The sequence below is a fragment of the Aurantimonas sp. C2-5-R2 genome (assembly GCF_036549495.1).
Classification (GTDB): domain Bacteria; phylum Pseudomonadota; class Alphaproteobacteria; order Rhizobiales; family Rhizobiaceae; genus Aurantimonas; species Aurantimonas coralicida_A.
Genome location: NZ_JAZHLJ010000003.1, coordinates 127,367 through 151,877 on the forward strand (window position 1 = coordinate 127,367; position 24,511 = coordinate 151,877).

Below are 24,511 nucleotides of genomic sequence, written 5' to 3' on the forward strand. Positions count from 1 at the left end.
GGGCGGATCGCTGTGAGTGGTGCAACGCGCCGATTGCGAATGGAAAAGGACGAAACCCGATGAGTTCTCTCGCTCTCCAGATGGAACGTACGCCGGAAACCGCCTTTCCGATTCCGGCAGGTGTTTTCGCTGAAACGGTGACGTCGGTCACGCACTACACGGACAGCTTGTTCTCGTTCCGCATCTCCCGGCCGCAGAGCTTCCGGTTCCGCTCGGGCGAATTCGTCATGATCGGGCTGCCGAACGCGGAGAAGCCTGTTTTTCGCGCCTATTCGATCGCCAGCCCATCCTGGGACGAGGAACTGGAGTTCTTCTCGATCAAAGTGCCCGACGGTCCCCTGACCGAGCATCTGCAGAAGATTACCGTTGGCGACACCGTGCTGATGCGCAAGAAGTCGACCGGCACGCTGGTGCTCGACGCGTTGAAGCCCGGAAAACGGCTGTTCCTGTTCTCCACTGGCACCGGTATCGCGCCTTTCGCGGGAGTGGTTCGCGATCCCGAGACCTACGAGAAGTTCGAGCAGGTGATCCTCACCCAGACCTGCCGGTTCGAGGCCGAACTGGCTTACGGGCGGGATCTGGTCGAGGCGGCCCGTTCGGACGAGCTGATGAGCGAATTCATCGGCGACAAGCTGCTGTTTCACGCCAGCGCGACGCGGGAGGGCGAAACCCGCCGTCACCGGATCACCACGCTGATCGAGACCGGTCGCCTGTTCGACCAACTCGGCATTCCGCCACTCGATCCGACCGATGACCGGGCGATGATCTGCGGCTCCATGGCGATGCTGAAGGATACAGAGAGACTGCTCGACGCACGCGGCTTCGTGGAAGGCGCCAACAGCCGGCCGGAAACCTATGTGGTGGAGCGGGCGTTCGTCGACTGAGCCCTACGCGTTTGCGGGCGGCTAAAGCGGCCGCATCGAAGCCGGCACTGCTTGACAGGATGCGCCGGGAGCGGCACGGCGACTTTATGAGCCAATCTCCCCACACCGGCCTGAAGGTCGTGGAACTCGCGCGCATCCTGGCCGGACCGTGGATCGGTCAGACGCTGGCCGATCTCGGTGCTGACGTGATCAAGGTGGAGAGCCCAGCCGGTGACGATACGCGCGGCTGGGGACCCCCTTTCATCGAACGGGACGGCGAGCGGACGGCCGCCTATTTCCACGCCTGCAATCGGGGCAAGCGGTCGGTGGTGGCGGATTTTGCCACCAAGGAGGGGCGGGCGCAGGTTCGCGAATTGGCGTCCGAGGCGGACGTTCTGATCGAAAATTTCAAGGTCGGCGGCCTGAAGAAATACGGCCTCGACTACGACAGCCTCAAATCCGTCAATCCACGCCTCGTCTATTGCTCGGTCACCGGCTTCGGCCAGGACGGACCCTATGCGGGCCGGGCCGGCTACGATTTCATGATCCAGGGCATGGGCGGAATCATGAGCCTGACCGGAGCGCCGTACGGCGAGCCGCAAAAGATCGGCGTCGCCTTCGCCGATATCTTCACCGGGCTGTATGGGACGATCGCCATCCAGGCGGCGTTGGCCGATCGCGAGCGGACGGGCCGCGGCCAGTTCGTCGATATGGCCCTCTATGACTGCATGGCCGGAGTCCTCGCCAACCAGGCGCTGAACTACTTCGCCACAGGGGTCGCGCCGCGACGACTCGGCAACGCCCATCCCAATATCGTGCCCTACCAGGTCTTTCCGGTCGTCGACGGCCACCTCATCGTCGCCTGCGGCAATGACCGCCAATTCGAGCGGCTCTGCGGCGTGCTCGGATTGGGTGATCTTGCCATGGACGAACGCTATCGGACCAACGAGGCGCGGGTCGCGAACCGCGACGCGCTCACGCCGATCCTGACGGCGACGATCGCTGCGCGGACGCGCGACGACCTCCTGGCGGGACTCGAGGCGGTCGGAGTGCCGGCCGGACCGATCAATGATGTCGCGGGCGTTTTCTCCGATCCGCAAATCCTGCATCGAAACATGAAGATTGCGCCACAAGGCATTGCTGGCGTTCGTACTTCGATCGTTTACGGAGACGCCGAACTTTCCCTGGACCGGCCGGCGCCAAAGCTCGGCGAGCACCAGGGCGCGCGCTTCGGCCTCGCCGCTGACTAAGCCGGCGAATCAGGCAAGGTGGCAGTTTTCCGGCGCGCAATCCGCTCGCTGGCCACGCTTGAGATGGATGCCTCGGTAGGGACCATTTGCGATCTCGGGATCGACACAATCGGCCTCCACAGCGGGCGGACTCGCGTCAGCCCGGCGCAGGCTCCGCGCGTTAAGCACTGGTTAACCCCATCCCGCTTAGATCGCCGTAGCAACCGAAAATTAACCGAGATGACCAAGACCCTAACCGATACCCGCCCGATCCGACTCAAGGGCCGCTCGTTTCTCGCCCTCGTTCTCGCGCCGGAACTTCCCTTCGACGCGTGGCTGACCCGGCTCGACGACCTTGCCGCCCGCTCCACCGGTTTTTTCCTGGGGCGGCCGATCGTGCTCGACGTCGAGGGGCTCGATATCGACCAGCCGCAGTTGAAGGAGCTGATCGGCGAACTCGGCGAGCGCAGTGTGCGGATCATGGGCATCGAAGGCGCGCGCGCATCGCTGCTCGGCTTCGGCATGCCGCCGGCGATGAAGGGCGGCAGACCTGCCGCCGATTTCGAACCACCGGTGGCAGAGTCCGCGCCGAAAAAGACCGAATCGACGAAATCCAAGACGGCGAGCAAACCGGCCACCGCGCAGGCACCGGACCCGCAGCCGGTCAAGGCGATGCCGTCGATCATCATCACGGAACCGGTGCGTTCCGGCCAGTCGGTGATCTTTCCCGAGGGCGACGTAACCATTCTGGGATCGGTGGCATCGGGGTCGGAGGTCGTCGCCGGCGGTTCGATCCACGTCTACGGAACGCTCCGAGGCAGGGCGATGGCGGGATCGGTCGGCAACGCTTCGGCGCGGATCTTCTGCCGCAAGCTCGAAGCCGAGCTGGTGGCGATCGACGGTCTCTACAAGACGGCCGAGGACATGGAACCGACATACCGCGGCCAGGCCGTCCAGGTCTGGCTCGAAGGCGATACGATCAAGGCGGAAATTCTGGGCTGAGGCTGCAAGCGGCCGGAAAGCAGGAGAGCGAGATGGCAAAAGTAATCGTGGTGACCTCGGGCAAGGGAGGCGTTGGCAAGACGACCTCCACCGCCGCGCTAGGGGCGGCGCTGGCCCAGCGCGGAGAGAAGACGGTGGTCGTCGATTTCGACGTCGGCCTGCGCAATCTCGATCTCGTCATGGGAGCCGAGCGGCGCGTGGTCTACGACCTCATCAACGTTGTCCAGGGCGACGCGAAGCTGACGCAGGCGCTGATCCGCGACAAGCGTCTCGAGACGCTCTTTCTGCTGCCGGCCTCGCAGACGCGCGACAAGGACAACCTCACGTCCGAGGGCGTCGAACTGGTGATGGAAGAGTTGAAAAAGACCTTCGACTGGGTGATCTGCGACAGTCCGGCCGGCATCGAACGGGGCGCGACACTCGCCATGCGCCATGCCGACGTCGCTGTCGTCGTCACCAATCCGGAAGTGTCTTCGGTGCGCGACTCGGACCGGATCATCGGTTTGCTCGATTCCAAGACCGCCAAGGCGGAGCGCGGCGAGCGGATCGAGAAACATCTGTTGTTGACCCGCTACGACCCCGCCCGTGCCGAGCGCGGCGACATGCTGAAGGTGGAGGACGTTCTCGACATCCTGTCGATCCCGCTCCTCGGTATTATCCCCGAGAGCATGGATGTGTTGCGGGCGTCGAATCTCGGAACGCCGGTGACGCTTGGCGAGAATCAGAGCGCGCCGGCTCTCGCCTACAGAGACGCCGCCCGCCGCCTTGCCGGCGAACAGGTGCCGATGTCGATACCCGGCGAGAGGCGCGGCCTGTTTGGCAAACTCTTCGGACGGAGGGCGGCATGAGCCTTTTCAGTTTCTTCAGCAAACAGACCTCGGCGCCGATGGCGCGCGAGCGCCTGCAGATACTGCTCGCGCACGAACGGGCGACGGTCGGGCACTCCGATCTCGTGGCCCTGCTTCGGGAGGAAATTCTGGCCGTCATCGCCAAGCATGTGCAGGTCGATGGCGACATGGTGAGCGTCAAAATGGATCGCGGCGAGAACGTTTCGACCCTCGAGGTCGATATCGAGATTCCCACGACCGCCAGCGTGCGGGCGGCCTGACGGCCGCTCGCCCAACGAGCCCACCGCACGCGATCGCGGCGGCTCCCGACAGGAAAAGGAGACCAGCATGAGCCGAGTAACCCTCCTGGAGCGGTTGAAGGAACTGCAGCAGACGCCGAAGTTCCAGAACCGCGACATTCGCACGATCAGCTCCATTCTCTCGACCGAGGCGCTGGCCAAGCACGTCGAAGCCTGCGAGCAGGCCGCCGCGCGCTGACGCCAGCTTCCTTCCATCGAGCACGATCGAGCGGCCCGGCTGCGCATTGCGCGGCCGGGCCGCGATGCGTTTCGGATACCCTGTTTGCGCGCGAAATCGCTTGCGCCAAGGGCCGCGATCGCTACTGTGACGAATTGATCGGAGATGGGCGAGATGCCCGATCCGGTCGAAGGACGGTTCCCCGGCTGCCAAGCGGCTGGGGCGAAGAGGGAATGCGACGGGCCGACCCAAGCAGGGGGCCTTCATCGCAGCCGACCCCGCGACTGTAGAGCGGCGAGGTCGTCACCGCCGACCCGTTCCGACGATGTCACCGGCATCGGCGGACGGATCGGAAAGCCACTGAAGCTTCGGCTTCGGGAAGGCGAGGCGGCGACTGAAGACCCGTGAGCCAGGAGACCTGCCGGCCTTGGAAACCGCCGCAATCTCGCGGCCGTCACGGAGGTTGATATGACTGCAACGACCTATAGCATCGCCCAAGCCGAAGCACCGACGCGTATCGCGACCGGACTCGCCGCGCTGGCTCTCGGAGCGTTTTTCGTCTTCGGCATCGGTTTCGCCCATTCGGCGGCGGTGCATGATACGGCGCACGATGTCCGGCATTCCTACGGATTCCCCTGCCACTAAGCATTGGTTGCCCGGCTGCCATAGTGCAGACCGGGCTTTTGCTTTTTCGTATTGTTCAAAGCCGCCCGACCTCGTCGGCGCGGAAGGGGTATCGTTATGGTTGTAAGATTTTTGTTGGCCGCGCTGGTTGCCGGCCTGTTTGTCGGTGTCGTGATGACGCCGGTGCAATATCTGGGCGTGGTTCCGCTCATCCTCCAAGCCGAGGAATACGAGAGCGGGACGGCAGGACACCGGGCGGCCGGTGCCGATCTCAGCGGCCTGACGGAAAGCCGGCAAGTATCGGCGTTGTTCGGCGCCGAATTGGTACTCGCCAGTGACCACGAGACGGCGGTGCAGGCGGACGACGAAACGGCGGGCGTATCTCCATTCTTCGGCCGCCTGCTTGGCACGTTGTCGGCGAATATCGTGGCGGGCGGCGGCTTCGCGCTGATCCTTGCCGCCGTCAGCCTGCTCACCGGCCGCGCGATCACCCGGTCGAACGGCGTTCTGTGGGGTTTGGCTGGTTTTGCGATCGTGGGGCTGGCGCCCGCGCTCGGACTGCCACCGGAATTGCCGGCGATGCCGGCTGCCGATCTGTTCGAGCGGCAGGTCTGGTGGGCTGCCGTCGTCGCGCTGACGGCAGGAGCGCTCTACCTTCTCGTGTTCCGACGCGAGCTGTGGGCCACATTGGCCGCAATCGTGATGCTTGCCGTGCCGCATGTAGTCGGCGCGCCGCATATCGCCGACCTGACGAGCCCGGTTCCGCCGACCCTTGCGGCGGAGTTCGCGGTCATTTCGCTGGCGACGACGGCCGTGTTCTGGGTCCTGCTGGGGCTGGGCGTTGGCCTCGCGATGGACCGGTTCGGGACGCGCGCGGCGTGAGTATAGCGCTCGGCGATGGTGTCACTCTCGTTCTTGGCGGCGCCCGCTCCGGCAAGAGCGCCCTTGCCGAGCGACTGGCCGAAGCAAGCGGTCTTGCTCCCGTCTATCTCGCGACCGGCAGGGCTTTCGACGCCGAGATGGAGGCGCGTATCGGCGAGCACCAGGGGCGACGTGGCAACGGCTGGCGAACGGTTGAAGTGCCGCTCGATCTGGTTGCCGCGATCGGGCGAGAAGCGGGGCCAGAGCGCGTGGTCCTCGTCGATTGCCTGACGCTGTGGTTGACCAACCTCATGATGGAGGGGCGTCCGATCGCCGCGGAATGTCAGGCGCTGGTCAACTGCCTCGCCGCGAGGCTTCCGGGTCCGGTGATCCTCGTTTCCAACGAGGTCGGGCTCGGGATCGTGCCGGAGAACGAGATGGCCCGTGATTTTCGTGATCACGCGGGCCGATTGCACCAAGCGGTTGCGGCGGTCGCGGCGAAGGTCCTCTTCGTCACCGCCGGCCTACCGATGATATTGAAGGGCTGATCGCCGACCGCCAAGGTCGAGGCGATCGCGACAACGGAGGCACTCCATGCAGGGCCAGAAGATTCCCGCCACCGTCATCACCGGGTTCCTCGGAGCCGGCAAGACGACGCTGATCCGCAACCTCCTGCAGAACGCCGGTGGCCGGAAGATCGCGTTGATCATCAACGAGTTCGGTGATCTCGGCGTCGACGGCGACATCCTCAAGGGCTGCGGAATCGAAACGTGCAGCGAGGACGACGTTGTCGAACTGACCAATGGCTGCATCTGCTGCACCGTGGCCGACGACTTCATCCCGACCATGACCAAGCTTTTAGAGCGCGAGCGCGTCCCCGATCACATCGTTATCGAAACCTCGGGTCTCGCCTTGCCGCAGCCGTTGGTCGCGGCCTTCAACTGGCCGGAGGTGAAGACGCGGGTGACAGTCGACGGCGTCGTTACGGTGATCGATACAGCGGCGGTCGCCGACGGCCGCTTCGCCGACGAAGAGGAAAAGGTCGCGGCCCAGCGGGCGGCGGACGCGAGCCTCGACCACGACAACCCGCTGGAGGAGCTGTTCGAGGACCAGATCGCAGCAGCCGACCTCATCGTCCTCAACAAGGCCGATCTGGTCGACGCGCCGACATTGGAACGGGTGTGGCGTGAGATCGGGCAGAAGAGCGCGCGCGCGGTGAAGATCGTCACCGCGGAGGGCGGCAAGCTGCCGGCGGACGTGCTGCTCGGCATTGCGGCCGGCACGGAAGACCTCATCGCCGAGCGCAAATCGCATCACGAGTTGGAGCATGAAGGCGAGGCGCACGATCACGACCATGACGAGTTCGAGAGCTTCGTCGTCGATGCCGGCACTGTTCCTGATCCCGCGACCTTCGCGAAGGGGCTGTCCAGACTGATCGCGACCCACGACATCTTGCGGCTGAAGGGCTTCGCCGACGTGCCGGGCAAGCCGATGCGGCTGGTCGTGCAGGCGGTCGGCAAGCGTATCGAAACCTATTTCGACCGTGCCTGGGCACCCGGCGAAACCCGGGCCACGCGTCTTGTCGTCATCGGGCTGCACGACGGCCTCGACGCGGTGCGGATCGAGGCCGAGATTCAGGCGCTGGCCGGCAGCGCGGCAAAAGAAGCCGCCGAGTAGCGGGCGCTTTCCTTGCATCTCCTTCTCGCCCAGAAAGGCACGATCGACGACGGCGGCGAGGCGGTGGACCTCGGCCAGTCGCCGGCCGATGTCGTCGTGCTGTCGGCGGCCGACACGGAGATCGCCAGCCTTGCGGCGGCGGCCCGGCGCCTCGGCGATGCGGCCCCGACGCTGCGGCTCGCCAATCTCCTGCGTCTCAAGCATCCGATGTCGGTCGATGTCTATGTCGAGCGAACGTTGCGCCACGCCAAGCTCGTCGTGGTGCGGCTGCTCGGCGGCGCGGCGTACTGGCCCTACGGGCTGGATGCGCTGCTCGCCAACGCGCAGGCGAGCGGAGCCGCGCTCGCCGTCTTGCCCGGCGACGACAAGCCGGATGACGGGCTCGACCGCTACACCACGATCCCGCTCGATGAACGCGACCGGCTCTGGCGGTATCTGGTCGAGGGCGGCGCGGCGAATGCCGGGAAATTCCTGGAGGGCTGCGGCGCGATCCTTGGCGGCGGCGAATGGCCGGCCGAGGCGCAGCCGCTGTTAAAGGCTGGGGTGCTGGAGATTGGGGCTTCTCACCCTCCCCTTGATGGGGAGGTGGGCGCGCGCGCCCTTGCCGCGATCGTGTTCTACCGGGCGCTGGTGCAGAGCGGGCAAACCGAGCCGGTGGAGGCGTTGGCGCGGGAGCTGGCGGCGCGAGGGCTGGAGGTGCTGCCGATCTTCGTTTCCAGCCTGAAGGACCCGGTGTCGATCGAGACGGTGCGGGCGCTGTTTGCGGGCCAGACTCCGGACGTCGTCGTCAATCTGACTGGATTCGCCGTGTCCTCGCCGGGCGGGGAACGGGTGCCGACCGTGCTCGAGGAACAGGGGGCGGTCGTCTTGCAGGCGGTTCTCGGGAGCGGGTCGGCGGAAAGCTGGAAGACATCCGCGCAAGGGCTGTCGGCCCGCGATCTAGCGATGAGCGTTGCGCTGCCGGAGGTCGACGGCCGGGTTCTGTCGCGGGCCATTGCCTTCAAGTCGGCCGGCGAATGGGACGCGGTCACCGAGACGGACATCGTCGCGCACCGCTCGGTGGCCGACCGCGTGGCGTTCGTCGCCGAGCTCGCGGCCCGATGGGCGCGGCTGCGGCGCAAATCCGCGGCCGAGCGGCGGGTGGCGATCCTGCTCGCCAACTATCCCAACCGGGACGGGCGGCTCGGCAACGGAGTGGGGCTCGACACGCCGGCCGGGACGATCGAGGTTCTCAAGGCGATGGCCGCAGCGGGTTACGCGGTAGCGGACGTACCGGAGACCGGCAACGCCCTGATCGATCATCTGATGGCCGGGCCGACCAATGCCGGCACCGCGATGCGGGAGGTGCGCGAGACGCTATCGGTCGAGGCCTATCGACGCTTCTTCGCGGGACTGCCGGAAGCCGTGCGGTCGGCGGTGACGGAACGCTGGGGCGCGCCGGAGAGCGACCCGTTCGTGGTGACGCATCGCGGCGAGGCGGCCTTCGCGTTGCCGCTGGCGCGTTTCGGCGAGACGCTGGTCGGCATCCAGCCGGCGCGCGGCTACAACATCGACCCGAAGGAGACCTACCACTCGCCGGACCTCGTGCCGCCGCACAATTATCTGGCGCTCTATGCCTATCTCAGGACCGAATATTATGCCGACGCCGTCGTCCATATGGGCAAGCACGGCAATCTCGAATGGCTGCCGGGCAAGGCGCTGGCGCTGTCGGAAACCTGCTTTCCCGAGGCGGTGTTCGGGCCGCTGCCGCATCTCTACCCGTTCATCGTCAACGATCCGGGCGAGGGCACGCAGGCCAAGCGGCGAACGAGCGCCGTCATCATCGACCATCTGACGCCGCCGCTGACGCGGGCGGAAACCTACGGGCCGCTGCGGGATTTGGAGGCGCTGGTCGACGAATATTACGAGGCGGCCGGCACCGACCCGCGCCGGCTGACGCTGTTGAAGGGGCGCATTCTCGATCTGGTCCGCGACATCGGTCTCGACCACGACGCGGGGATCGCGGCGAAGGACGCCGAGGAGACGGCGCTGGAAAAGCTCGACGCCTATCTGTGCGACCTGAAGGAAATGCAGATCCGCGACGGCCTGCATGTCTTCGGACTGGCGCCGGAGGGGCGGCTGTTGACCGATCTCGTCGTGGCGCTGGCGCGGCTGCCGCGCGGGACGAAGCCGGGCGAGGCGTCGCTGCACCGGGCGATCGCGGAGGATCTGTTGGGTGTGGGCGATGCCGAAAGGGGCGCCATTCCTCGCCCCAACGGGGAGAGGGTGGATGCGAGCGGGAGCGAGCAGCCGGGTGAGGGGGCGGGGAGTGCGCGCGCTGCGGCCTCTGTCGCCACTCCTCAGACGTTGGAGCAGCCCCCCTCATCCCCTGCCGGGACTTCTCCCCCCGGGGGAGAAGAACGCGGCTTCGGGCCCGGCCCGATCCGGCCTGCCGTTGCGCAGGTCTTCGATCCGCTCGACTGCGACATGGCGGCGCCGTGGGAGGGGCCGCGTCCACAGGTTCTCCACAGCCTGTCCACAGACCCGTGGCGGACGAATGGCGATACGGTGGAGCGCATCGAACTCCTGGCGGCCAAGCTCGTCGCCAGCGAGATCGCGTCCCAACCGGAGTGGCAATCCACAGGCGTCGTCATGGCGGATGTGACGGCGCGGCTGAAGCCGGCGGTGACGGAATCGGGGTCGGCCGAGATAGCCGGGCTGCTCGCCGGGCTTTCCGGCCGCTTCGTGCCGCCGGGTCCGTCCGGCGCGCCGACGCGGGGACGGGCGGACGTCTTGCCGACGGGCCGCAACTTCTTCTCGGTCGACACCCGCGCGGTGCCGACCGAAGCCGCCTGGCATCTCGGCGCGAAGTCGGCCGAACTCCTGGTGATCCGCCACCTTCAGGATCACGGCGAATGGCCAAGTTCGATCGGGCTCACCGCCTGGGGCACGTCCAACATGCGCACCGGCGGCGACGATATCGCGCAGGCGCTGGCGCTGGTTGGGGCGCGGCCGGTCTGGGATCGGGCCTCGCGGCGCGTCACCGGCTACGCGATCGTGACGCTGGCCGAACTCGGGCGGCCACGGGTCGACGTGACGCTGCGCATTTCGGGCTTCTTCCGCGATGCCTTCCCGGACCAGATCGCGCTGTTCGACCGGGCGGTCCGGGCGATCGGCGCGCTGGATGAGGAAGCCGGCGACAACCCGATCGCCGCGCGGATGACGGCCGAGCGGCAGGCCTTCTTGGCGGAGGGACAGTCGCCGGAGGAGGCGGACAAGCGCGCCGGCTTCCGGATTTTCGGATCGAAACCCGGCGCCTACGGGGCGGGGCTGCAGGCGCTGATCGACGAAAAGGGTTGGGACGACAAGAGTGATCTTGCGGAAAGCTATCTCGTCTGGGGCTCCTATGCCTACGGGGCAGACGCCGAAGGCGAGGCCGAGCGCGCGAGTTTCGAGACGCGGCTTGCCGGCATCGAGGCCGTGGTCCAGAATCAGGACAATCGCGAGCACGACCTTCTGGATTCCGACGATTATTACCAGTTCGAGGGCGGGATGACGGCGGCGGTGGAGCATGTCTCCGGCGCACGGCCCGTCGTCTATCACAACGACCATTCCCGGCCCGAGCGGCCGGTCGTGCGGACGCTGGAGGAGGAGATCGGCCGGGTGGTCAGGGCCCGCGTCGTCAACCCGAAATGGATCGCCGGGATCATGCGCCACGGCTACAAGGGCGCTTTCGAGATCGCCGCGACGGTCGACTATCTGTTCGCCTTCTCGGCGACGACGGGCGCGGTGCGCGATCATCATTTCGATGCGGTGTATCAGGCCTTCGTCGCCGATGACGACGTGCGCGCCTTCATGCTGGAGAACAACCCGAACGCCTATCGCGAGATGAGCGACCGGCTGGCCGAGGCGATCGACCGGGGCCTGTGGACGCCGCGCTCCAACTCGGCGCGGGCCGAGCTGGGTGTTATGGACGGGCTGGATGATGCGGATACGGAGGGCGCAACATGACGGACAAGGCCAAAATTACGGACGGGATGTCGGAGGAGGACCTCGACGCCCGCCATGCCGAGAAAATGAAGAAGAAGAAGGCGGCGCGCGACAAGATCCTCGCCACCAAGACGATCGAGAAGGGGCTGCTGATCGTCCATACCGGCAAGGGCAAGGGCAAGTCGACGGCCGCCTTCGGTCTCGTCTTCCGGGCGCTCGGCAACGGCATGAAGGTCGCCATCGTGCAGTTCGTCAAGGGCAAGTGGGAGACCGGCGAGCGCAAGGTGCTGGAGCATTTTCCCGACCAGGTGACAATGACCGCGATGGGCGACGGTTTTACCTGGGAGACGCAGGACCGCCAGCGCGATATCGCCGCCGCCAAGGCCGCCTGGGAGCGGGCCAAGGCGCTGATCATGGATGACGAACACCAGCTGGTGCTGCTCGACGAGCTCAACATCGTCCTGCGCTACGACTATCTCGACATCGCCGAAGTGGTCGAATTCCTCAAGGGCAAGCCGGCGATGAAACATGTCGTCGTCACCGGCCGCAACGCCAAGGACGAACTGATCGAGATCGCCGACCTCGTCACCGAGATGGAGATGATCAAGCACCCGTTCCGCTCCGGCGTGAAGGCGCAGGTGGGGATCGAGTTTTAGGGTGGAGTGGTGATGTTGATATAGTCGCTGCCCGCTTCGGGCGGGAATCGCTTGGTCCGGATTTTGCGTGTGTTGCGTGAGCTTCGCGCCACGAGCGGACGTTGGCTGCAAACCCGCTCGCCTGTCCTCATGCAGATATTTTTGGACCGTGTCGGGAGTAGCGAGCATAACCCCCAAACGCTGAATATTATCAGCAAGGCTCGTTTATGAGTGCCGCCTAAGGCCCGAGAAAATGGATGTACACGCGGTCGAGCAAGCCGCTATAGGCCTTGAAGTAGTCCTCCAGTTTTGAGGAGGATACATTGACGTGGACACGCTTCCGGTGCGCAATCGTGATGCGGTCATCTACCATGTTGTCAATGTGCTGCCTTTCGACCTCTAACTCCTCATTCCACTGGCGCCTGAGTTCGGTTTCAAAATCGGCGTCGAACAGGCTAATGAGGTCGAGAATCTTGGTCGTCTTGGGGTTCTGGTAGCTCTCACAGATTTTTTCGATGGGCCTATAAATCCGGCTGTTCGATCGCCGTTTTGCGTACTCGATAAATATCTGCTTGAGGCACTGCTCCAGGCTCCCGCAAATCGAAACGCACACTTGCTGGCTGGATAAGGAGATGAGTTCATCCAGATCCTTGCCCGACCTCTTTTTGATGTAGGAAATTTGGTTTTTGAGGCGGTCAAACTCGGCTTGTAGCTCTTGTCGTTTCATATATCGGCGAAGGCTTTTTCTGCCTCTTCCATGCGCTTTTTTACGTTTTCCTCGTCCGCCGTGGACCTGATATAGCCTTCAACAAACCGGGAATTGTCGAGAAGGGCCTGGTAGGCGGCCCCTGCCGCCGCCGCGTCCGGTGCATCTTTATTCGCTAGACGGTGCGCAAGTGCTGAAGATACGGAATCAAATACGGCGGTATTGAGAGACCTGTCTGGACGGAACGTTCGGTTTCCCAAGGCATGCGTCACGAAGGCAACAGTTTTCGTGAAAATGTCGCCTATTTCCTGCAGCTGCTTGTCCGTAAAATCCCGCTTTACCTTCATATAGTCGTTTAGGAAATGCTTCATTGGACTCTGGTATGCGTTGCCCTTTTCATAGAAAGCCATAAATCTGAGAATTAATTCAACGTCCTTGAGGCGTTTGCTTTTGGGCCCGTAAATCGCCCGCCATTCCGCATTGTCGTTCAATTTGTGAAGGTAATCATTGAAATTTCCATGGCAGATGCAAGAGCGAATCTCTTGCGGCGAGAGTTTAATGCCGCCCGTGTTAATACGCTCAAAAACCTCGTAGACGCTGTTGATTTCGCCTTCGGGCAAATCCTGCTTGAAGACCGTGGCATGGATAACAGCGTCGTTAAGCCGGTTCCGGTCGGCTTCATCGAGTGTTTTATAGGTCCGTCCGCCGAATTTGGTCTCAAGACCCGTTAGAGCGAATTCCTTGCTGTTGATTACGCCTTGCGAGAAGAAATGGAGAGATTTAAGCCTCTGTTGACCGTCGATGACGAGGTGCTTCCCGGTGTCCGCTTCCTTGAACAGGAAGATGCCTGGAACGGGCAGGCCGAGAAGGAGGGATTCTATAAACCGCGAGCACTGGTTTTGCGACCATACGAACGCGCGCTGGAACGGAGGAATGTAAAAGAGCTTCTTTTCCATCCTCGAAACCAGGGTTTCGACCGGATAGTCCACACCGAACGAGGAAATCGAGAACAGCTCGCCGGTGGTTGAAACGTCTTCTTCTTGATCTTCGACATTCTTCAGATCGTCCAAATCTTCCTGAAGCTGTTCAATATCGCCCACGAATTTCCCCACCCTGCTGATTAGCGAGCGTTTGCATATCATGTCTTACCTACGGGTCTCAACTCGCGCGGGTTAGTCACGGCGTGGCAGATGGAAACAGAAACGCCGCTCAAACCGATGCGAGCAGCGTTTCACGGACCAGCGTCATGATATGTTGTTTATCGGCACCCCACGAGCCGGCCTGTGCCGTTCGCCACCACGAGGTCGCAACGAGCCCTAAACGTTCGCGACGACAAAATCCGCCGGCACGCTTTTCTCCAGCACCAGCCGCATGTTGGGTAGGTCGTTGCCGTCCATCTTGTCGCGAAGCGCGGCGCCTTCGAGGCCAAAACCAACCCAGCGCTCGGTCAGGCGGGCTTGCAGAACCGCCTCCGGCACGGCGAGCATCACCGTCATGTCGAAGCGCTGGCGCAGCGGTGCCCAGGCGGGATCGTCGAGGAGAAGATAATTGCCCTCGACGAGGATGATGGGAGTTGATGCCGCGATGATCCGAGCCCCGGCGCGCGCGATCTCGATCGCCCGGTCGAACACCGGGACCGCGACGTCGCGGCCGTCGCCGGCCCGCAGCCGATCAAGCATGACGGCCAGGCCGTCGACGTCGAAAGTGTGCGGCGCGCCCTTGCGCGGGCGATCGCCGCGCGCGGCGAGAACGGCGTCGTCGAAATGAAAACCGTCCATCGGCAGAATGTCGGTCGAACCCGGCGATGCGGTGTTCAAGCGGTCGCTAAGCCGTTCGACGAAGGTGCTCTTGCCCGAGCCGGGCGAGCCGGCAATGGCGACGATCTGGCGACCGGACTTTTGCCGCGCCGCGATCGCGTCCGCGAGGGCATCCGGCGTGATCGTCTCGGGGTCTCCGGGGGTGGTGCAATCGGAGAAAGTCACGTCGTCGCTCCGCTATCCGTTCGGCATGTGAAAACGGCTGTTCACAAAACAGAGACGATTCGTTACGAACCGGCCTCTTTTCATCGGGGGTGTGAATCCGCTTATTTCGTCGAGGAATTTGAACCGCACGGAGCAACCGCCATGAGCATCGCGTTGAAGGGCATCCACCATCTGACCGCCATTACCGCCGACGCCCCCGGCAATCTCCGGTTCTATACCGAGGTGCTGGGGCTGCGTCTGGTCAAGAAAACGGTGAACCAGGACGATACCAGCGCCTACCATTTGTTCTATGCCGACGGAAAGGCCAGTCCGGGGACCGACATCACCTTCTTCGACTTTCCGGCGGCGCCGGAACGGCGCGGCACCAACGCGATTTCGCGCACCGGACTGCGCGTCGCCGGCCGCGACAGTCTCGATTTCTGGCACGGGCGTCTGACCGAGGCGGGCGTCCTCGTCGGCGACATCCGCGATCTCGACGGTCGGGCCTCGCTCGACTTCGAGGACCCGGAGGGGCAACGGCTGCGGCTGGTCGACGATGGCGGGAAGGGCGACGCCAATCCCTGGGATGGCAGCAGCGTGCCTGAGGCACATCAGATCCGTGGCCTCGGCCCGATCGTCATGTCGGTTCCCGAGCTTGGCCGGACGGAACCGATCCTGACGGAGATCATGAACATGCGGAAGGCCCGGACCTACGAGTCGGACGGGGCGGTCGTTCATGCCTTCGAGATGGGCGAGGGCGGCCCCGCGGCGGAGCTGCATGTCGCGGTCGAGCCTGACCTGCCACGGGCCGGGCAGGGCGCCGGCGGCGTGCATCACGTGGCGTTTCGCGCGGCGGATATCGAGGAGCTGCACGAATGGACCGAGCGGGTGAAGGGCTTCCGCGTGCCGTCGAGCGGCGAGGTCGAGCGCTATTATTTCCGTTCGCTGTATTTCCGCGAGCCGAACGGCATCCTCTTCGAGATCGCGACGGACGGACCCGGATTCGCGGTGGACGAGCCGATGGAAAGCCTTGGGCAAAGCCTGTCGCTGCCGCCATTCCTTGAGCCGAAGCGGGCGCAGATCGAAGCCAATTTGAAGCCGCTCAAGTGAGACAGGAGAGGGAACCGACCATGACAGAGCGGGACGAAACGGCGCTTCTCAAAGAGCATCGGCTCAAACATACAGGCGCGCCCCTCGCCGCGGCGCGGCGCGTCATGCTCTGCCTGCATGGGCGCGGCGCGACGGCCGAGGACATCCTCAGCCTCGGCGAGGCGATCGCGCTGCCGGGTCTCGCCGCGCTCGCGCCGCAGGCCGAGGGCGGCGCCTGGTATCCGCGCCCCTTCATGGAGCCGATCGCGGCGAACGAGCCGTTCCTGTCGGCCGCGCTCGAGCGGATCGGCACGATCCTCGACGCACTCGCCGAGGCCGGCTTCGACAGTGAGCGCGTGGTTCTGGCGGGGTTTTCGCAGGGCGCCTGTCTGGCGCTGGAATTTGCCGCGCGCAATCCGGGGCGCGTGGCGGGTGTCCTCGGCTTCAGCGGCGGGCTGATCGGCCCGTCGGTGGCGGAGCGGACGGACGCAGGCGATCTCGTCGGTCTGCCGGTGTTCATGGGGTGCAGCGAGCGCGATCCCTTCATTCCCGCGACGCGCGTCAGGGAGACGGCGGAGCATCTGCGCAGCCGGGGCGCCAAGGTCACGGCAACGCTCTATCCGGAGCCGGGACACGCGATCAACATGGACGAGATCGCGGAAGCGCGGCGGCTCATCGCGGCGCTTGCGGCGTAAAGCTTGCTATCGTTCTCGAGCTAAGCGGTTTGGCGCGTCGGCTGTGCGCCAAGCTTGTAGCGATCCCGCAATTCGCCGATCGGCATCGGCTTGCCAAAGGCGTAGCCCTGCAAGTAATCGCAGCCCGTCAGGCGCAACAGCTGATGCTCGTCGGCTGTTTCGACACCCTCTGCCACCACGCTGAGATCCAACGCCTTTCCCAGCGCGATGATGGAGTGAACGAGGCTTGCGGCCTGCGGACTTCGTGTCATTTCGGAAATGAAGCTGCGATCGATCTTCAACGTGTCGAAGGGCAGTTGACGGAGATATCCGATCGACGAAAAGCCGGTGCCGAAATCGTCGAGGGCCACGGTAAAGCCAGCCTTCTTCAGCGCCAGGAGTTTCTGTCGCGCGAGTTCGGGATGCGTGACCAGAATTCCTTCGGTCAATTCGAGACAAATGCGTTCGAGCGGGATTTTTGCGTCGCTCGTCATGGCGACAAGAGTGTCGACGAACATCGGATCGCGTAATTGCACCGGCGATACGTTGACGCTGACCCGCAAATCCGGAATCGCAGCGAGGTCCGCAAAAACCCGGCGGAAGATGAATTGGCTGAGTTCGACGATCAGCCCGGTTTGCTCGGCGATCGGAATGAAGATCGCCGGCGATACAGCGCCGAAATCCGAGGAATTCCAGCGGGCAAGGGCCTCGACCGCTTTCATTTCGGCGGTGCCGGCCGCTACGATCGGCTGATAATGGACCTCCAGTTCGCCGGCGCTTAGGGCATGGCGCAGGGCTTCTTCGATCTTGTGGTTCTTGTAGAGGTCGGACTCATAATCCGGCGTGTACAGGACTGGTTCGCCCGATTGCCGACGTTTCGCTTCATACATCGCGACGTCGGCGTGTCGGACGATCTCGGCCGGCGATGCGCTGCCGTCGCAGGAAACGGCGTAACCGATCGACGCCGAAATCCGGAATGATTTTCCGTTGACCTGAAAGTCCGTTTTCAGCGCATGAATGATCGCGGCGGCGAGGTCCTCGGCGGCTTGCCGCGGTTCGGGCGAGGCGATCAAAATATTGAACTCGTCACCACCGACACGCGCGGCGAAGGAGTCCGGTGGGAGCACTGCCTGAAGTTTGTTCGCGAACGCCTTGATCAGGTCGTCGCCTCCGGCATGCCCGATGGTGTCGTTGACGTTCTTGAAGCCGTCCAGATCGATGAAAAGAGCCGCGCATTCGCCCCTGGCGCAGGTCTCTCCAATCAATGGGTGGTTGAGCTTCTCGCTGAACAGCAACCGATTGGGCAGGCCGGTCAGCACGTCATGGCGGGCGGCTCTCGACGCCTCTTCTTCCTTGTCGGCAAGAGCGTTGGCCGACCGGCGAGCGCTTCTCGCTGCAGCCCAGCCGGCCAAGGCGAAGAGGGCAAGAGCGGCGGCGACGGGAATGGCGGCTTGTTGGAGGAGCCGATCGCCAGGTTGATACGGAGTCCATTCGAGCTGAGCCAACGGCGTGCCGTTATCGGCCCGCAAGACATTGGTTGCCTTTTGCGAGACGCGATACGGCGCAAGGGTCAGATCCGCGATCAGGAACTTTCTTCCCAGTTCCGCAATGCGCTCGTCGCTCAAGACGAACCCGAAGATTCCAATGGGAAACGCACTCGTCGCGATCCCGCTCAACTCCTCGGGCGAAATCCTTGCCGCCGACAGCACGTAAACGGAATCGCCAACTCGAGTCGTCATATGGACGGGTGTGACGTCATCAATGGGGATCAGGTCGATCTTCTCGACCATCTGCTCGATCACGTCGCGCGGCAGCACCGTGGGATCCGGAGTGTCGCCGGAATTGGTGTCCCAGCCATATCTGATCGTCTTGTCAGGCTGGACGATCAACAGAAGATCCATCGTGCTCGATTCGGTGACACCCGCACCCATGTTCGACTGAACCCAATCGTCGTTCATGGCGCGCACGTTGTCCCAAGCGTCCTGCCACCAGGCATAGTCGATGGCTATCGTGTCGAGTGTCTCGCCAATGCCGGCGACACCCCCTTCGACCATGGTCCTCGAGCTCGCCGCGGCTTGCCTGTCGTGCTCGACGGACATCCAGACGATGGCGGCGACGACGATGGACGCGGCCACGATCATCGTGCCGATCAGCACATGGGTGATCTTCCTGGTAAGTGAGCTATGCATGGGCGCCTCGATTCCCATAGGGTTATGGCGGTGCGTTTCTGAATAAAGCGGTAATGACGCGCGAGGGGTGACGTAAAGTCGCAGGTCGTTAAAATGCGATTTGTTTGGTAGAGGGGCAAAGCCGGCAGGTCGTTCTGCGGTGCGCGCGGAATACGCTGGCGGACGCCCTTGCTTCGTCGTAGGCTTGAACGATGTTGACAGGGAGAATCCCATGGTTCGCGTCGGCAATCTTCCAATAGTTGTAGCGGGGATCGCGATCGGTTTTGCGACCCTCATCGGGTCGTCGTCATATGCTCAGGAGGCAGGCGAGCGGCGCGTCATCACGACCGAAGGCGCCGATTATTTCGGCCGCGACTACGACATACTGAAGGATGTCGATCTCGACCGTTGCACGGCCGCCTGTGTGGACGACGATCGCTGCAAGGCGTTCACGCTCAATACCAAGAGCCAGTGGTGCTTCCTGAAGGAGGAGATCGGGGAACTCAGGACCGTCGCGGGCGCCGTCTCCGGCAAGATTGTCGTGGCGACCGCAGCCGATGAGAACAGCCTCGAGCAGCGAGCGGCGGAACTGGATTTTCTGCCGCAGTCGGCCATCGACGAAGCCAAGCGTCTGCGCTTCGAACTCGCCGACGAGGAGCGCGATGCGGCGTATGACGATCAATCGGTAGACGAACTTGCCGGAAACGCCGCGGCGGCGCTGACCTATCCCGATGTCATCCGCATCTGGCGCGAGGCGCTGAAGCGCGAACCGTTGGCCTATCGCACTTGGCAGGGCCTCGCCGAGGCGGCGCTGGCCTATAATCCCGAACAATATGGCGACCGGCCAACCAATGACCGGCTGCGCGAGTTCGGCGCGATCAACGCCTATTTGACGGCGCCCGGCGACGACGAGCGGGCCGAGGCGCTGCGGGCGCTCGGCCAAGCCTATGAGGCGGCGGAGAACTGGAAGCTTGCCATCAAGACCTACCGGCGGAGCCTCGATGTTGCTGAAACAAGCGCCGCGCGTTCGCGCCTCGAAGTCGTCGTGGCGGAGCACGGCTTCCGGATCGTCGACAATGCCGTCGACAACAATGCCGCGAACCCGCGGATCTGCCTGAATTTCTCGGACGCCCTGTCGACTGCGCTAACGAGCTCGGAGAATGTCGGCGATTATGTGCGCGTGGAGAACGGCGAAACGCTGCCGGTGTCGGCGAGCGGCTCGCAGATCTGCGTCGACGGGGTCAAGCACGGCGAACGCTACCGGATCGTGGCCCGTCCAGGGATCACTTCTGCCGACGGCGAGACGCTGACGAAATCGGTCGAGACCATCGTCTATGTGCGTGATCGCGATCCGTCCGTGCGCTTTGCCACCACTGCCTATGTCTTGCCGGCGGGCGGCGAGGCCACGATCCCGGTGACGACGATCAATACCGACGAAATCGAGGCGCGGTTGCAGCGGATCGGCGACCGGGCCTTGTCGCGGGCGATCAGCGACGAACGCTTCCTGCGCCAGCTCTCCGACTGGCAGATCGACGAGGTCGCCAGCAGCAGCGGCGAGGATGTCTGGACGGGAGCCGTGACGGTTGCCCGCGAGACGAACCAGGAAGTGACGACGGCGATCCCGGTGTCGGCGATCGCGCCCGATATCAAGCCGGGCGTCTACATCTTGTCCGCCAAGGCGAAGAACGGCCCGCAATATCAGGACAGTTTCGCCACCCAGTGGTTCGTGGTCAGTGACATCGGGCTGACCAGCTTCGCCGCGGCTGACGGTTTTCACGTCTTCGCGCGCTCGCTCGGAAGCGCCGAACCGATCGACGGCGTCGAACTCGAACTCGTCGCCGCGAACAATCAGATTCTCGGCTCCGCCACCACCGACGCGGCCGGCCATGCGCGGCTGCCGGCGGGGCTGTTGCGCGGTACCGGCGGCGACCGACCGGCGGTGCTGACCGCGGAAAACGGCAGTTCCGACTTCGTCTTTCTCGATCTCACCCAGCCGCCTTTCGATCTGACAGACCGAGGCGTCGACGGCCGGCCGCCTGCCGGTCCGCTGGATGTGTTCCTGACATCCGAGCGCGGCATCTACCGGACCGGCGAGATCGCGTTCTTCACAGGGCTTGTGCGCGACGCCAAGGGCGAGGCCGTCACGGGGCTGACGCTCACGGAAATCGTCACCCGCCCGGATGGCGTCGAATACCGTCGCCGGCAGGTCACCGACGAAGGCGCCGGCGGGTTCGCCTTCGGGCTCGACCTGCCCGCCAACGCCATGCGCGGGATCTGGAAGGTGGCGCTGCACACCGATCCCAAGCAGCCGGCGCTCGCGGAAGAAAGCCTCATCGTCGAGGATTTCGAACCGGAGAAGATCGATTTCGCGCTGACCGCGTCCGCCGATATTCTCGACCCTGCCGCGCCGCCGGCGATCGACGTCGCGGCGCGCTATCTGTTCGGCGCGCCGGCCGGCGAATTGGAGGTCAATGGCGAGGCCGTCCTGAGTGCCGACGAAAGCATTGCGGGTTTCGATGGCTATCGCTTCGGCCTCGCCGAGGACGACACGACGGCCATGCGCCAGCCCTTCGACGGCGCCACGACAGACGCCGAGGGAAATGCCACGATCGCGCTCGCCCCCTTCGCGCCGCCGGTGACCACGAAACCACTCGAGGCCTCGCTGCAGGTTCGCGTCGTCGACACCAGCGGCCGCCCCGTCGAGCGGACGCTGACCCTGCCGCTGGCTGGGGCGCAGCCGCGTCTTGGCATCAAGCCGCGCTTCGACGGGTCGGTCGGCGAGGGAAGCGATGCGGGATTCGACCTGATCGCGATCGACGCGGACCGGGCGCGGACGCCGCTTGCCGGCGCTGTGTGGGTGCTCAACAAGGTCACGACGCGGTTCCAATGGTATGCGAGCAACGGCAGCTGGAACTACGAGCCGGTGCGCACCTCCGCGCGGATCGCCAGCGGTACGATCGACATCGGCGAGGACGAGCCGGCAGCCCTGTCGCTGCCCGTCGAGTGGGGCGAATACGAGTTCGTCGTCCGCGATCCTGCCGGGGCGGCGGTGCCGGCGAGTGTCGGTTTCGAGGCCGGCTGGTACGTCGCGGCGTCGTCGCTCGACACGCCCGACATGGCCAAGGTCTCGCTCGACAAGCCGCGCTATCGCGTCGGCGACACGGCGATCGTCCATATCGAACCGCGCTTTGCCGGAACGGCGGAAGTGCTGGTGATGGACGAGCGCGTCATCGCCACCAAGACCGCTGAAATCGGCGCCGATGGCGGCGAGGTGACGCTTGAGGTCACGCGCGACTGGGGGCCGGGCGCCTATATCGCCGCCATCGTCTACCGGCCGATGGATATCGACGCCAAGCGGATGCCCGGTCGGGCGATCGGCCTTGCCCATGCCAGCGTCGATCCGGGCGACCGCGCTCTGACGGTCTCGCTGGCGGCGCCGGACAAGATCACACCGCGGCAGAGCGTTGACGTTTCGGTTGCGGTCGACGGCGTCGAGCCGGGCGAGACGGCCTATGTGACGCTGGCCGCGGTCGATGTCGGCATCCTCAACATCACCGGTTTCGAGCCGCCGTCGCTGTCGGACTACTATTTCGGCAAGCGCCGGCTCGGGGTCGAAATCCGCGATCTCTACTCCAAGCTGATCGACCGCATGCAGGGCGCGCCGGGCACGGTGCGCTCAGGCGGCGACGCGGGCGCGAGCTATCAGAGCCCGCCGCCGATGGAGGATCTGGTGGCGCTGTTCTCTGGCCTCGTGACCGTCAAAGACGACGGCAAGGCGACGATCACGCTCGACGTTCCCGATTTCAACGGTACGCTGAAGCTGATGGCGCTGGCCTGGACGAAGACCGGCGTCGGCGAGGCGAATGCCGAGATGGTCGTGCGCGACCCGGTCGTCCTGGCGGGCAGCCAGCCGCGCTTCCTCGCACCGGGCGATACCTCCCGCATCGCGATCAACGTGACGCATGTGGAAGGGGCGATCGGGGAGGTGACGCTGGTTCTGTCCGGTGGAGACGGCATCGTCTCCCTCGGCGAAGAGGCGACCAAACGCTTCGACCTGGCCAAGGGCGCACGGGAGCGGATTTTGGTTCCGGTCACGGCCGAGGCCGTGGGCGACGCCAGCTTCGACCTCGTTCTCACCCTGCCGGGTGGCGAGATCCTGTCGAAAAGCTTTGCGCTACCGGTTCGCTCGATCGCACCGGAGACCATCGACAAGAGCACCGTGACGCTGGCGGCCAATGGCGGCCGGCTCGATCTCGACGCAAATCTCTTCGACGATTTCGTTCTTGGCACCGCGGCCGCGACCGTCAGCGTCACCGGCGCGGCGCGCTTCGACGTGGCCGGGGTGGTGCGGGCGCTCGACCTCTACCCCTATGGCTGCACCGAGCAGATCACCAGCCGCGCGATGCCGCTGATCTATCTCGACCGGACCATCCTTGCCGCCGGTCTTGCCGGTTTCGGCGGCACGGAAGACATTACAAAGCGCATCGACGACGCGATCACCGGCGTGCTTGCCAACCAGTCGTCGAACGGCGGCTTCGGCCTGTGGCGGCCGGATTTCGGCGATCTCTGGCTCGACGCCTATGTCACCGATTTCCTGACCCGCGCGCGCGAGGCCGGCTACACGGTACCGGAGGAGGGCTTCGCGCAGGCGATCGACAATCTGCGCAACAGCCTGGCTTATCTGCCGGACGCGCCCGACTGGGGGCCGGTCGCCTATGCCACCTACGTGCTGGCGCGCAACGGCCGGGCGGCAATCGGCGACCTGCGCTACTATTCGGACAACGAGCTGTCGAATTTCCCGACGCCGCTGGCCAAGGGGCAGATCGCGGCCGCGCTGGCACTCTATGGTGACCGGGTGCGAGCGGAGCGGGTGTTTCGCGCGGCGATCACCGATGCGCTCCAGTGGCAAGCGGTGAACTCCGGTCGCACGGATTACGGGACGCCGCTCAGGGACGACGCGGCGATCCTGACGCTGGGGCTGGAGACCGACATCGACGGACTGTCTTTCGACGACCTCGTCCAACAGGTGAACGCCGCGCGGCAGAACCAGCGCTACACCAGCACTCAGGAGGACGCCTGGTCGCTGCTGGCCGCGCACGCGCTGCTGGCCAGCAATCCGCCGAAGCTGACCGTCTCCGGCCGTGATGTGGACGGGCCTTATACGGCGTCCTTCGACGCCGAGGACTTGGTGCCGGGTCTGGATGTCGCCAACCGCGCCACGACGCCGGTTGCGGCGGACATCACGCTGCGCGGCGTGCCGCGTATCGCGCCGCCCGCGTCGGCCGACGGCTACGCCATCGCTCGCAGCTACTACACGCTGGACGGCGAACCGGCGGATATCGCTGAAATCGGCCAGGGGGAGCGGTTCGTCGCGGTCGTCGAGATGACGCCGATCGACGGTGGTCCGGCGCGGCTGATGATCGACGACCCGCTGCCGGCCGGCTTCGAGATCGACAATCCGGCGATCCTGCGGGGCGGCGATGTGGCGGCGCTCGACTGGCTGGAACTGACCGGCGAGGCGGCCCATACCGAGTTTCGCGCCGACCGCTTCCTTGCGGCGGTCGATCAGGGCGGCGGCGATACCGCGACCCAGCGCTTCGCCTATGTCGTGCGCGCCGTCTCGCCGGGCACCTTCGTCCACCCCGCCGCGCTGGTGCAGAACATGTACGATCCCAGCCGGCGCGGCCGGACCGCGGAAGGCCGGGTTTCCGTCGTCGGGCCGCTGCGGTGATGGCCTCGGCGCTGCCCG

General features: G+C 64.7%; 19 protein-coding genes and 1 riboswitch. Of the genes, 15 read left to right on the forward strand and 4 right to left on the reverse strand.

Going from position 1 to position 24,511, the window contains the following annotated elements; genetic code table 11:
- Window positions 1–59: 59 nt before the first annotated feature.
- From VQ044_RS02630 to cobO, 12 genes are all read left to right on the forward strand, one after another.
- Entirely contained in the window at window positions 60–884 is an 825-nt protein-coding gene (locus VQ044_RS02630) for a ferredoxin--NADP reductase (protein WP_327623541.1), read from the forward strand.
- An 86-nt stretch (window positions 885–970) separates the two neighbouring features.
- On the forward strand, window positions 971–2,113 hold the full coding sequence (locus VQ044_RS02635) for a CaiB/BaiF CoA transferase family protein (protein WP_327645930.1): 1,143 nt from the start codon (window positions 971–973) through the stop codon (window positions 2,111–2,113).
- Between the two features lie 219 nt (window positions 2,114–2,332).
- On the forward strand, window positions 2,333–3,094 hold the full coding sequence (minC, locus tag VQ044_RS02640) for a septum site-determining protein MinC (protein WP_327645931.1): 762 nt from the start codon (window positions 2,333–2,335) through the stop codon (window positions 3,092–3,094).
- A gap of 32 nt (window positions 3,095–3,126) precedes the next feature.
- Window positions 3,127–3,942: a septum site-determining protein MinD gene (gene minD, locus VQ044_RS02645; protein ID WP_327623544.1), complete on the forward strand. Its 816-nt coding sequence runs from the start codon at window positions 3,127–3,129 to the stop codon at window positions 3,940–3,942.
- On the forward strand, window positions 3,939–4,202 hold the full coding sequence (gene minE / locus VQ044_RS02650; protein ID WP_327623545.1) for a cell division topological specificity factor MinE: 264 nt from the start codon (window positions 3,939–3,941) through the stop codon (window positions 4,200–4,202). The genes minD and minE overlap by 4 nt, the downstream gene beginning before the upstream one ends.
- Window positions 4,203–4,269: 67 nt before the next feature.
- The gene (locus tag VQ044_RS02655; protein ID WP_327623546.1) at window positions 4,270–4,419 is read left to right on the forward strand and encodes a hypothetical protein; all 150 of its coding nucleotides are present in this window, start codon (window positions 4,270–4,272) and stop codon (window positions 4,417–4,419) included.
- Window positions 4,420–4,576: 157 nt separating this feature from the next.
- Window positions 4,577–4,838, forward strand: a riboswitch (cobalamin riboswitch).
- 28 nt (window positions 4,839–4,866) lie between these two features.
- Window positions 4,867–5,043, forward strand: coding sequence for a CbtB domain-containing protein (locus VQ044_RS02660; protein ID WP_327645932.1), 177 nt, complete (start codon window positions 4,867–4,869; stop codon window positions 5,041–5,043).
- Between the two features lie 96 nt (window positions 5,044–5,139).
- Window positions 5,140–5,904 (forward strand): CbtA family protein, encoded by a 765-nt coding sequence (locus VQ044_RS02665; RefSeq protein WP_327645934.1) that lies wholly within the window; start codon window positions 5,140–5,142, stop codon window positions 5,902–5,904.
- Window positions 5,905–5,906: 2 nt separating this feature from the next.
- Window positions 5,907–6,431, forward strand: coding sequence for a bifunctional adenosylcobinamide kinase/adenosylcobinamide-phosphate guanylyltransferase (gene cobU / locus VQ044_RS02670; RefSeq protein ID WP_327645952.1), 525 nt, complete (start codon window positions 5,907–5,909; stop codon window positions 6,429–6,431).
- A gap of 46 nt (window positions 6,432–6,477) precedes the next feature.
- Window positions 6,478–7,560, forward strand: a complete 1,083-nt coding sequence (cobW, locus tag VQ044_RS02675; RefSeq protein ID WP_327645936.1) for a cobalamin biosynthesis protein CobW — start codon at window positions 6,478–6,480, stop codon at window positions 7,558–7,560.
- A gap of 12 nt (window positions 7,561–7,572) precedes the next feature.
- The gene (gene cobN / locus VQ044_RS02680) at window positions 7,573–11,550 is read left to right on the forward strand and encodes a cobaltochelatase subunit CobN (protein ID WP_327645937.1); all 3,978 of its coding nucleotides are present in this window, start codon (window positions 7,573–7,575) and stop codon (window positions 11,548–11,550) included.
- A complete protein-coding gene (cobO, locus tag VQ044_RS02685) occupies window positions 11,547–12,185 on the forward strand; it encodes a cob(I)yrinic acid a,c-diamide adenosyltransferase (RefSeq protein WP_327645939.1) in 639 nt (212 codons plus the stop codon). The genes cobN and cobO overlap by 4 nt, the downstream gene beginning before the upstream one ends.
- Window positions 12,186–12,402: 217 nt before the next feature.
- Here the strand turns inward: cobO and VQ044_RS02690 are convergent, their stop codons facing one another.
- The 3 genes from VQ044_RS02690 to VQ044_RS02700 all read right to left on the reverse strand — a co-directional run bounded on the left by VQ044_RS02690 (window position 12,403) and on the right by VQ044_RS02700 (window position 14,852).
- Window positions 12,403–12,891: a hypothetical protein gene (locus VQ044_RS02690; RefSeq protein ID WP_327650740.1), complete on the reverse strand. Its 489-nt coding sequence runs from the start codon at window positions 12,889–12,891 to the stop codon at window positions 12,403–12,405.
- Window positions 12,888–13,970 carry a DUF262 domain-containing protein gene (locus VQ044_RS02695; RefSeq protein WP_327648157.1) on the reverse strand — a complete coding sequence of 361 codons (1,083 nt, stop codon included), beginning with the start codon at window positions 13,968–13,970 and terminating at the stop codon, window positions 12,888–12,890. The genes VQ044_RS02690 and VQ044_RS02695 overlap by 4 nt, the downstream gene beginning before the upstream one ends.
- Before the next feature lie 216 nt (window positions 13,971–14,186).
- Window positions 14,187–14,852, reverse strand: a complete 666-nt coding sequence (locus tag VQ044_RS02700; protein ID WP_327648159.1) for a nucleoside/nucleotide kinase family protein — start codon at window positions 14,850–14,852, stop codon at window positions 14,187–14,189.
- Between the two features lie 141 nt (window positions 14,853–14,993).
- On the opposite strand from VQ044_RS02700, the gene VQ044_RS02705 reads away from it, so the two are divergent.
- Both VQ044_RS02705 and VQ044_RS02710 read left to right on the forward strand, forming a co-directional pair.
- Window positions 14,994–15,941 carry a ring-cleaving dioxygenase gene (locus tag VQ044_RS02705; RefSeq protein WP_327648160.1) on the forward strand — a complete coding sequence of 316 codons (948 nt, stop codon included), beginning with the start codon at window positions 14,994–14,996 and terminating at the stop codon, window positions 15,939–15,941.
- 20 nt (window positions 15,942–15,961) lie between these two features.
- Window positions 15,962–16,615 (forward strand): alpha/beta hydrolase, encoded by a 654-nt coding sequence (locus tag VQ044_RS02710; RefSeq protein ID WP_327648161.1) that lies wholly within the window; start codon window positions 15,962–15,964, stop codon window positions 16,613–16,615.
- A 20-nt stretch (window positions 16,616–16,635) separates the two neighbouring features.
- Here the strand turns inward: VQ044_RS02710 and VQ044_RS02715 are convergent, their stop codons facing one another.
- Entirely contained in the window at window positions 16,636–18,783 is a 2,148-nt protein-coding gene (locus VQ044_RS02715) for a putative bifunctional diguanylate cyclase/phosphodiesterase (RefSeq protein WP_327648163.1), read from the reverse strand.
- 211 nt (window positions 18,784–18,994) lie between these two features.
- Between VQ044_RS02715 and VQ044_RS02720 the strand changes: the two genes are divergently transcribed.
- On the forward strand, window positions 18,995–24,493 hold the full coding sequence (locus tag VQ044_RS02720) for an MG2 domain-containing protein (RefSeq protein WP_327648164.1): 5,499 nt from the start codon (window positions 18,995–18,997) through the stop codon (window positions 24,491–24,493).
- Window positions 24,494–24,511 lie beyond the last annotated feature (18 nt).

Bases quoted from the DNA above. Each gene is read 5' to 3' on its own strand.
- VQ044_RS02630 (WP_327623541.1), top strand. From the start codon at position 60: ATGAGTTCTCTCGCTCTCCAGATGGAACGTACGCCGGAAACCGCCTTT.
- VQ044_RS02635 (WP_327645930.1), top strand. From the start codon at position 971: ATGAGCCAATCTCCCCACACCGGCCTGAAGGTCGTGGAACTCGCGCGC.
- minC (WP_327645931.1), top strand. From the start codon at position 2,333: ATGACCAAGACCCTAACCGATACCCGCCCGATCCGACTCAAGGGCCGC.
- minD (WP_327623544.1), top strand. From the start codon at position 3,127: ATGGCAAAAGTAATCGTGGTGACCTCGGGCAAGGGAGGCGTTGGCAAG.
- minE (WP_327623545.1), top strand. From the start codon at position 3,939: ATGAGCCTTTTCAGTTTCTTCAGCAAACAGACCTCGGCGCCGATGGCG.
- VQ044_RS02655 (WP_327623546.1), top strand. From the start codon at position 4,270: ATGAGCCGAGTAACCCTCCTGGAGCGGTTGAAGGAACTGCAGCAGACG.
- VQ044_RS02660 (WP_327645932.1), top strand. From the start codon at position 4,867: ATGACTGCAACGACCTATAGCATCGCCCAAGCCGAAGCACCGACGCGT.
- VQ044_RS02665 (WP_327645934.1), top strand. From the start codon at position 5,140: ATGGTTGTAAGATTTTTGTTGGCCGCGCTGGTTGCCGGCCTGTTTGTC.
- cobW (WP_327645936.1), top strand. From the start codon at position 6,478: ATGCAGGGCCAGAAGATTCCCGCCACCGTCATCACCGGGTTCCTCGGA.
- cobO (WP_327645939.1), top strand. From the start codon at position 11,547: ATGACGGACAAGGCCAAAATTACGGACGGGATGTCGGAGGAGGACCTC.
- VQ044_RS02690 (WP_327650740.1), bottom strand. From the start codon at position 12,891: ATGAAACGACAAGAGCTACAAGCCGAGTTTGACCGCCTCAAAAACCAA.
- VQ044_RS02705 (WP_327648160.1), top strand. From the start codon at position 14,994: ATGAGCATCGCGTTGAAGGGCATCCACCATCTGACCGCCATTACCGCC.
- VQ044_RS02710 (WP_327648161.1), top strand. From the start codon at position 15,962: ATGACAGAGCGGGACGAAACGGCGCTTCTCAAAGAGCATCGGCTCAAA.
- VQ044_RS02715 (WP_327648163.1), bottom strand. From the start codon at position 18,783: ATGCATAGCTCACTTACCAGGAAGATCACCCATGTGCTGATCGGCACG.
- VQ044_RS02720 (WP_327648164.1), top strand. From the start codon at position 18,995: ATGGTTCGCGTCGGCAATCTTCCAATAGTTGTAGCGGGGATCGCGATC.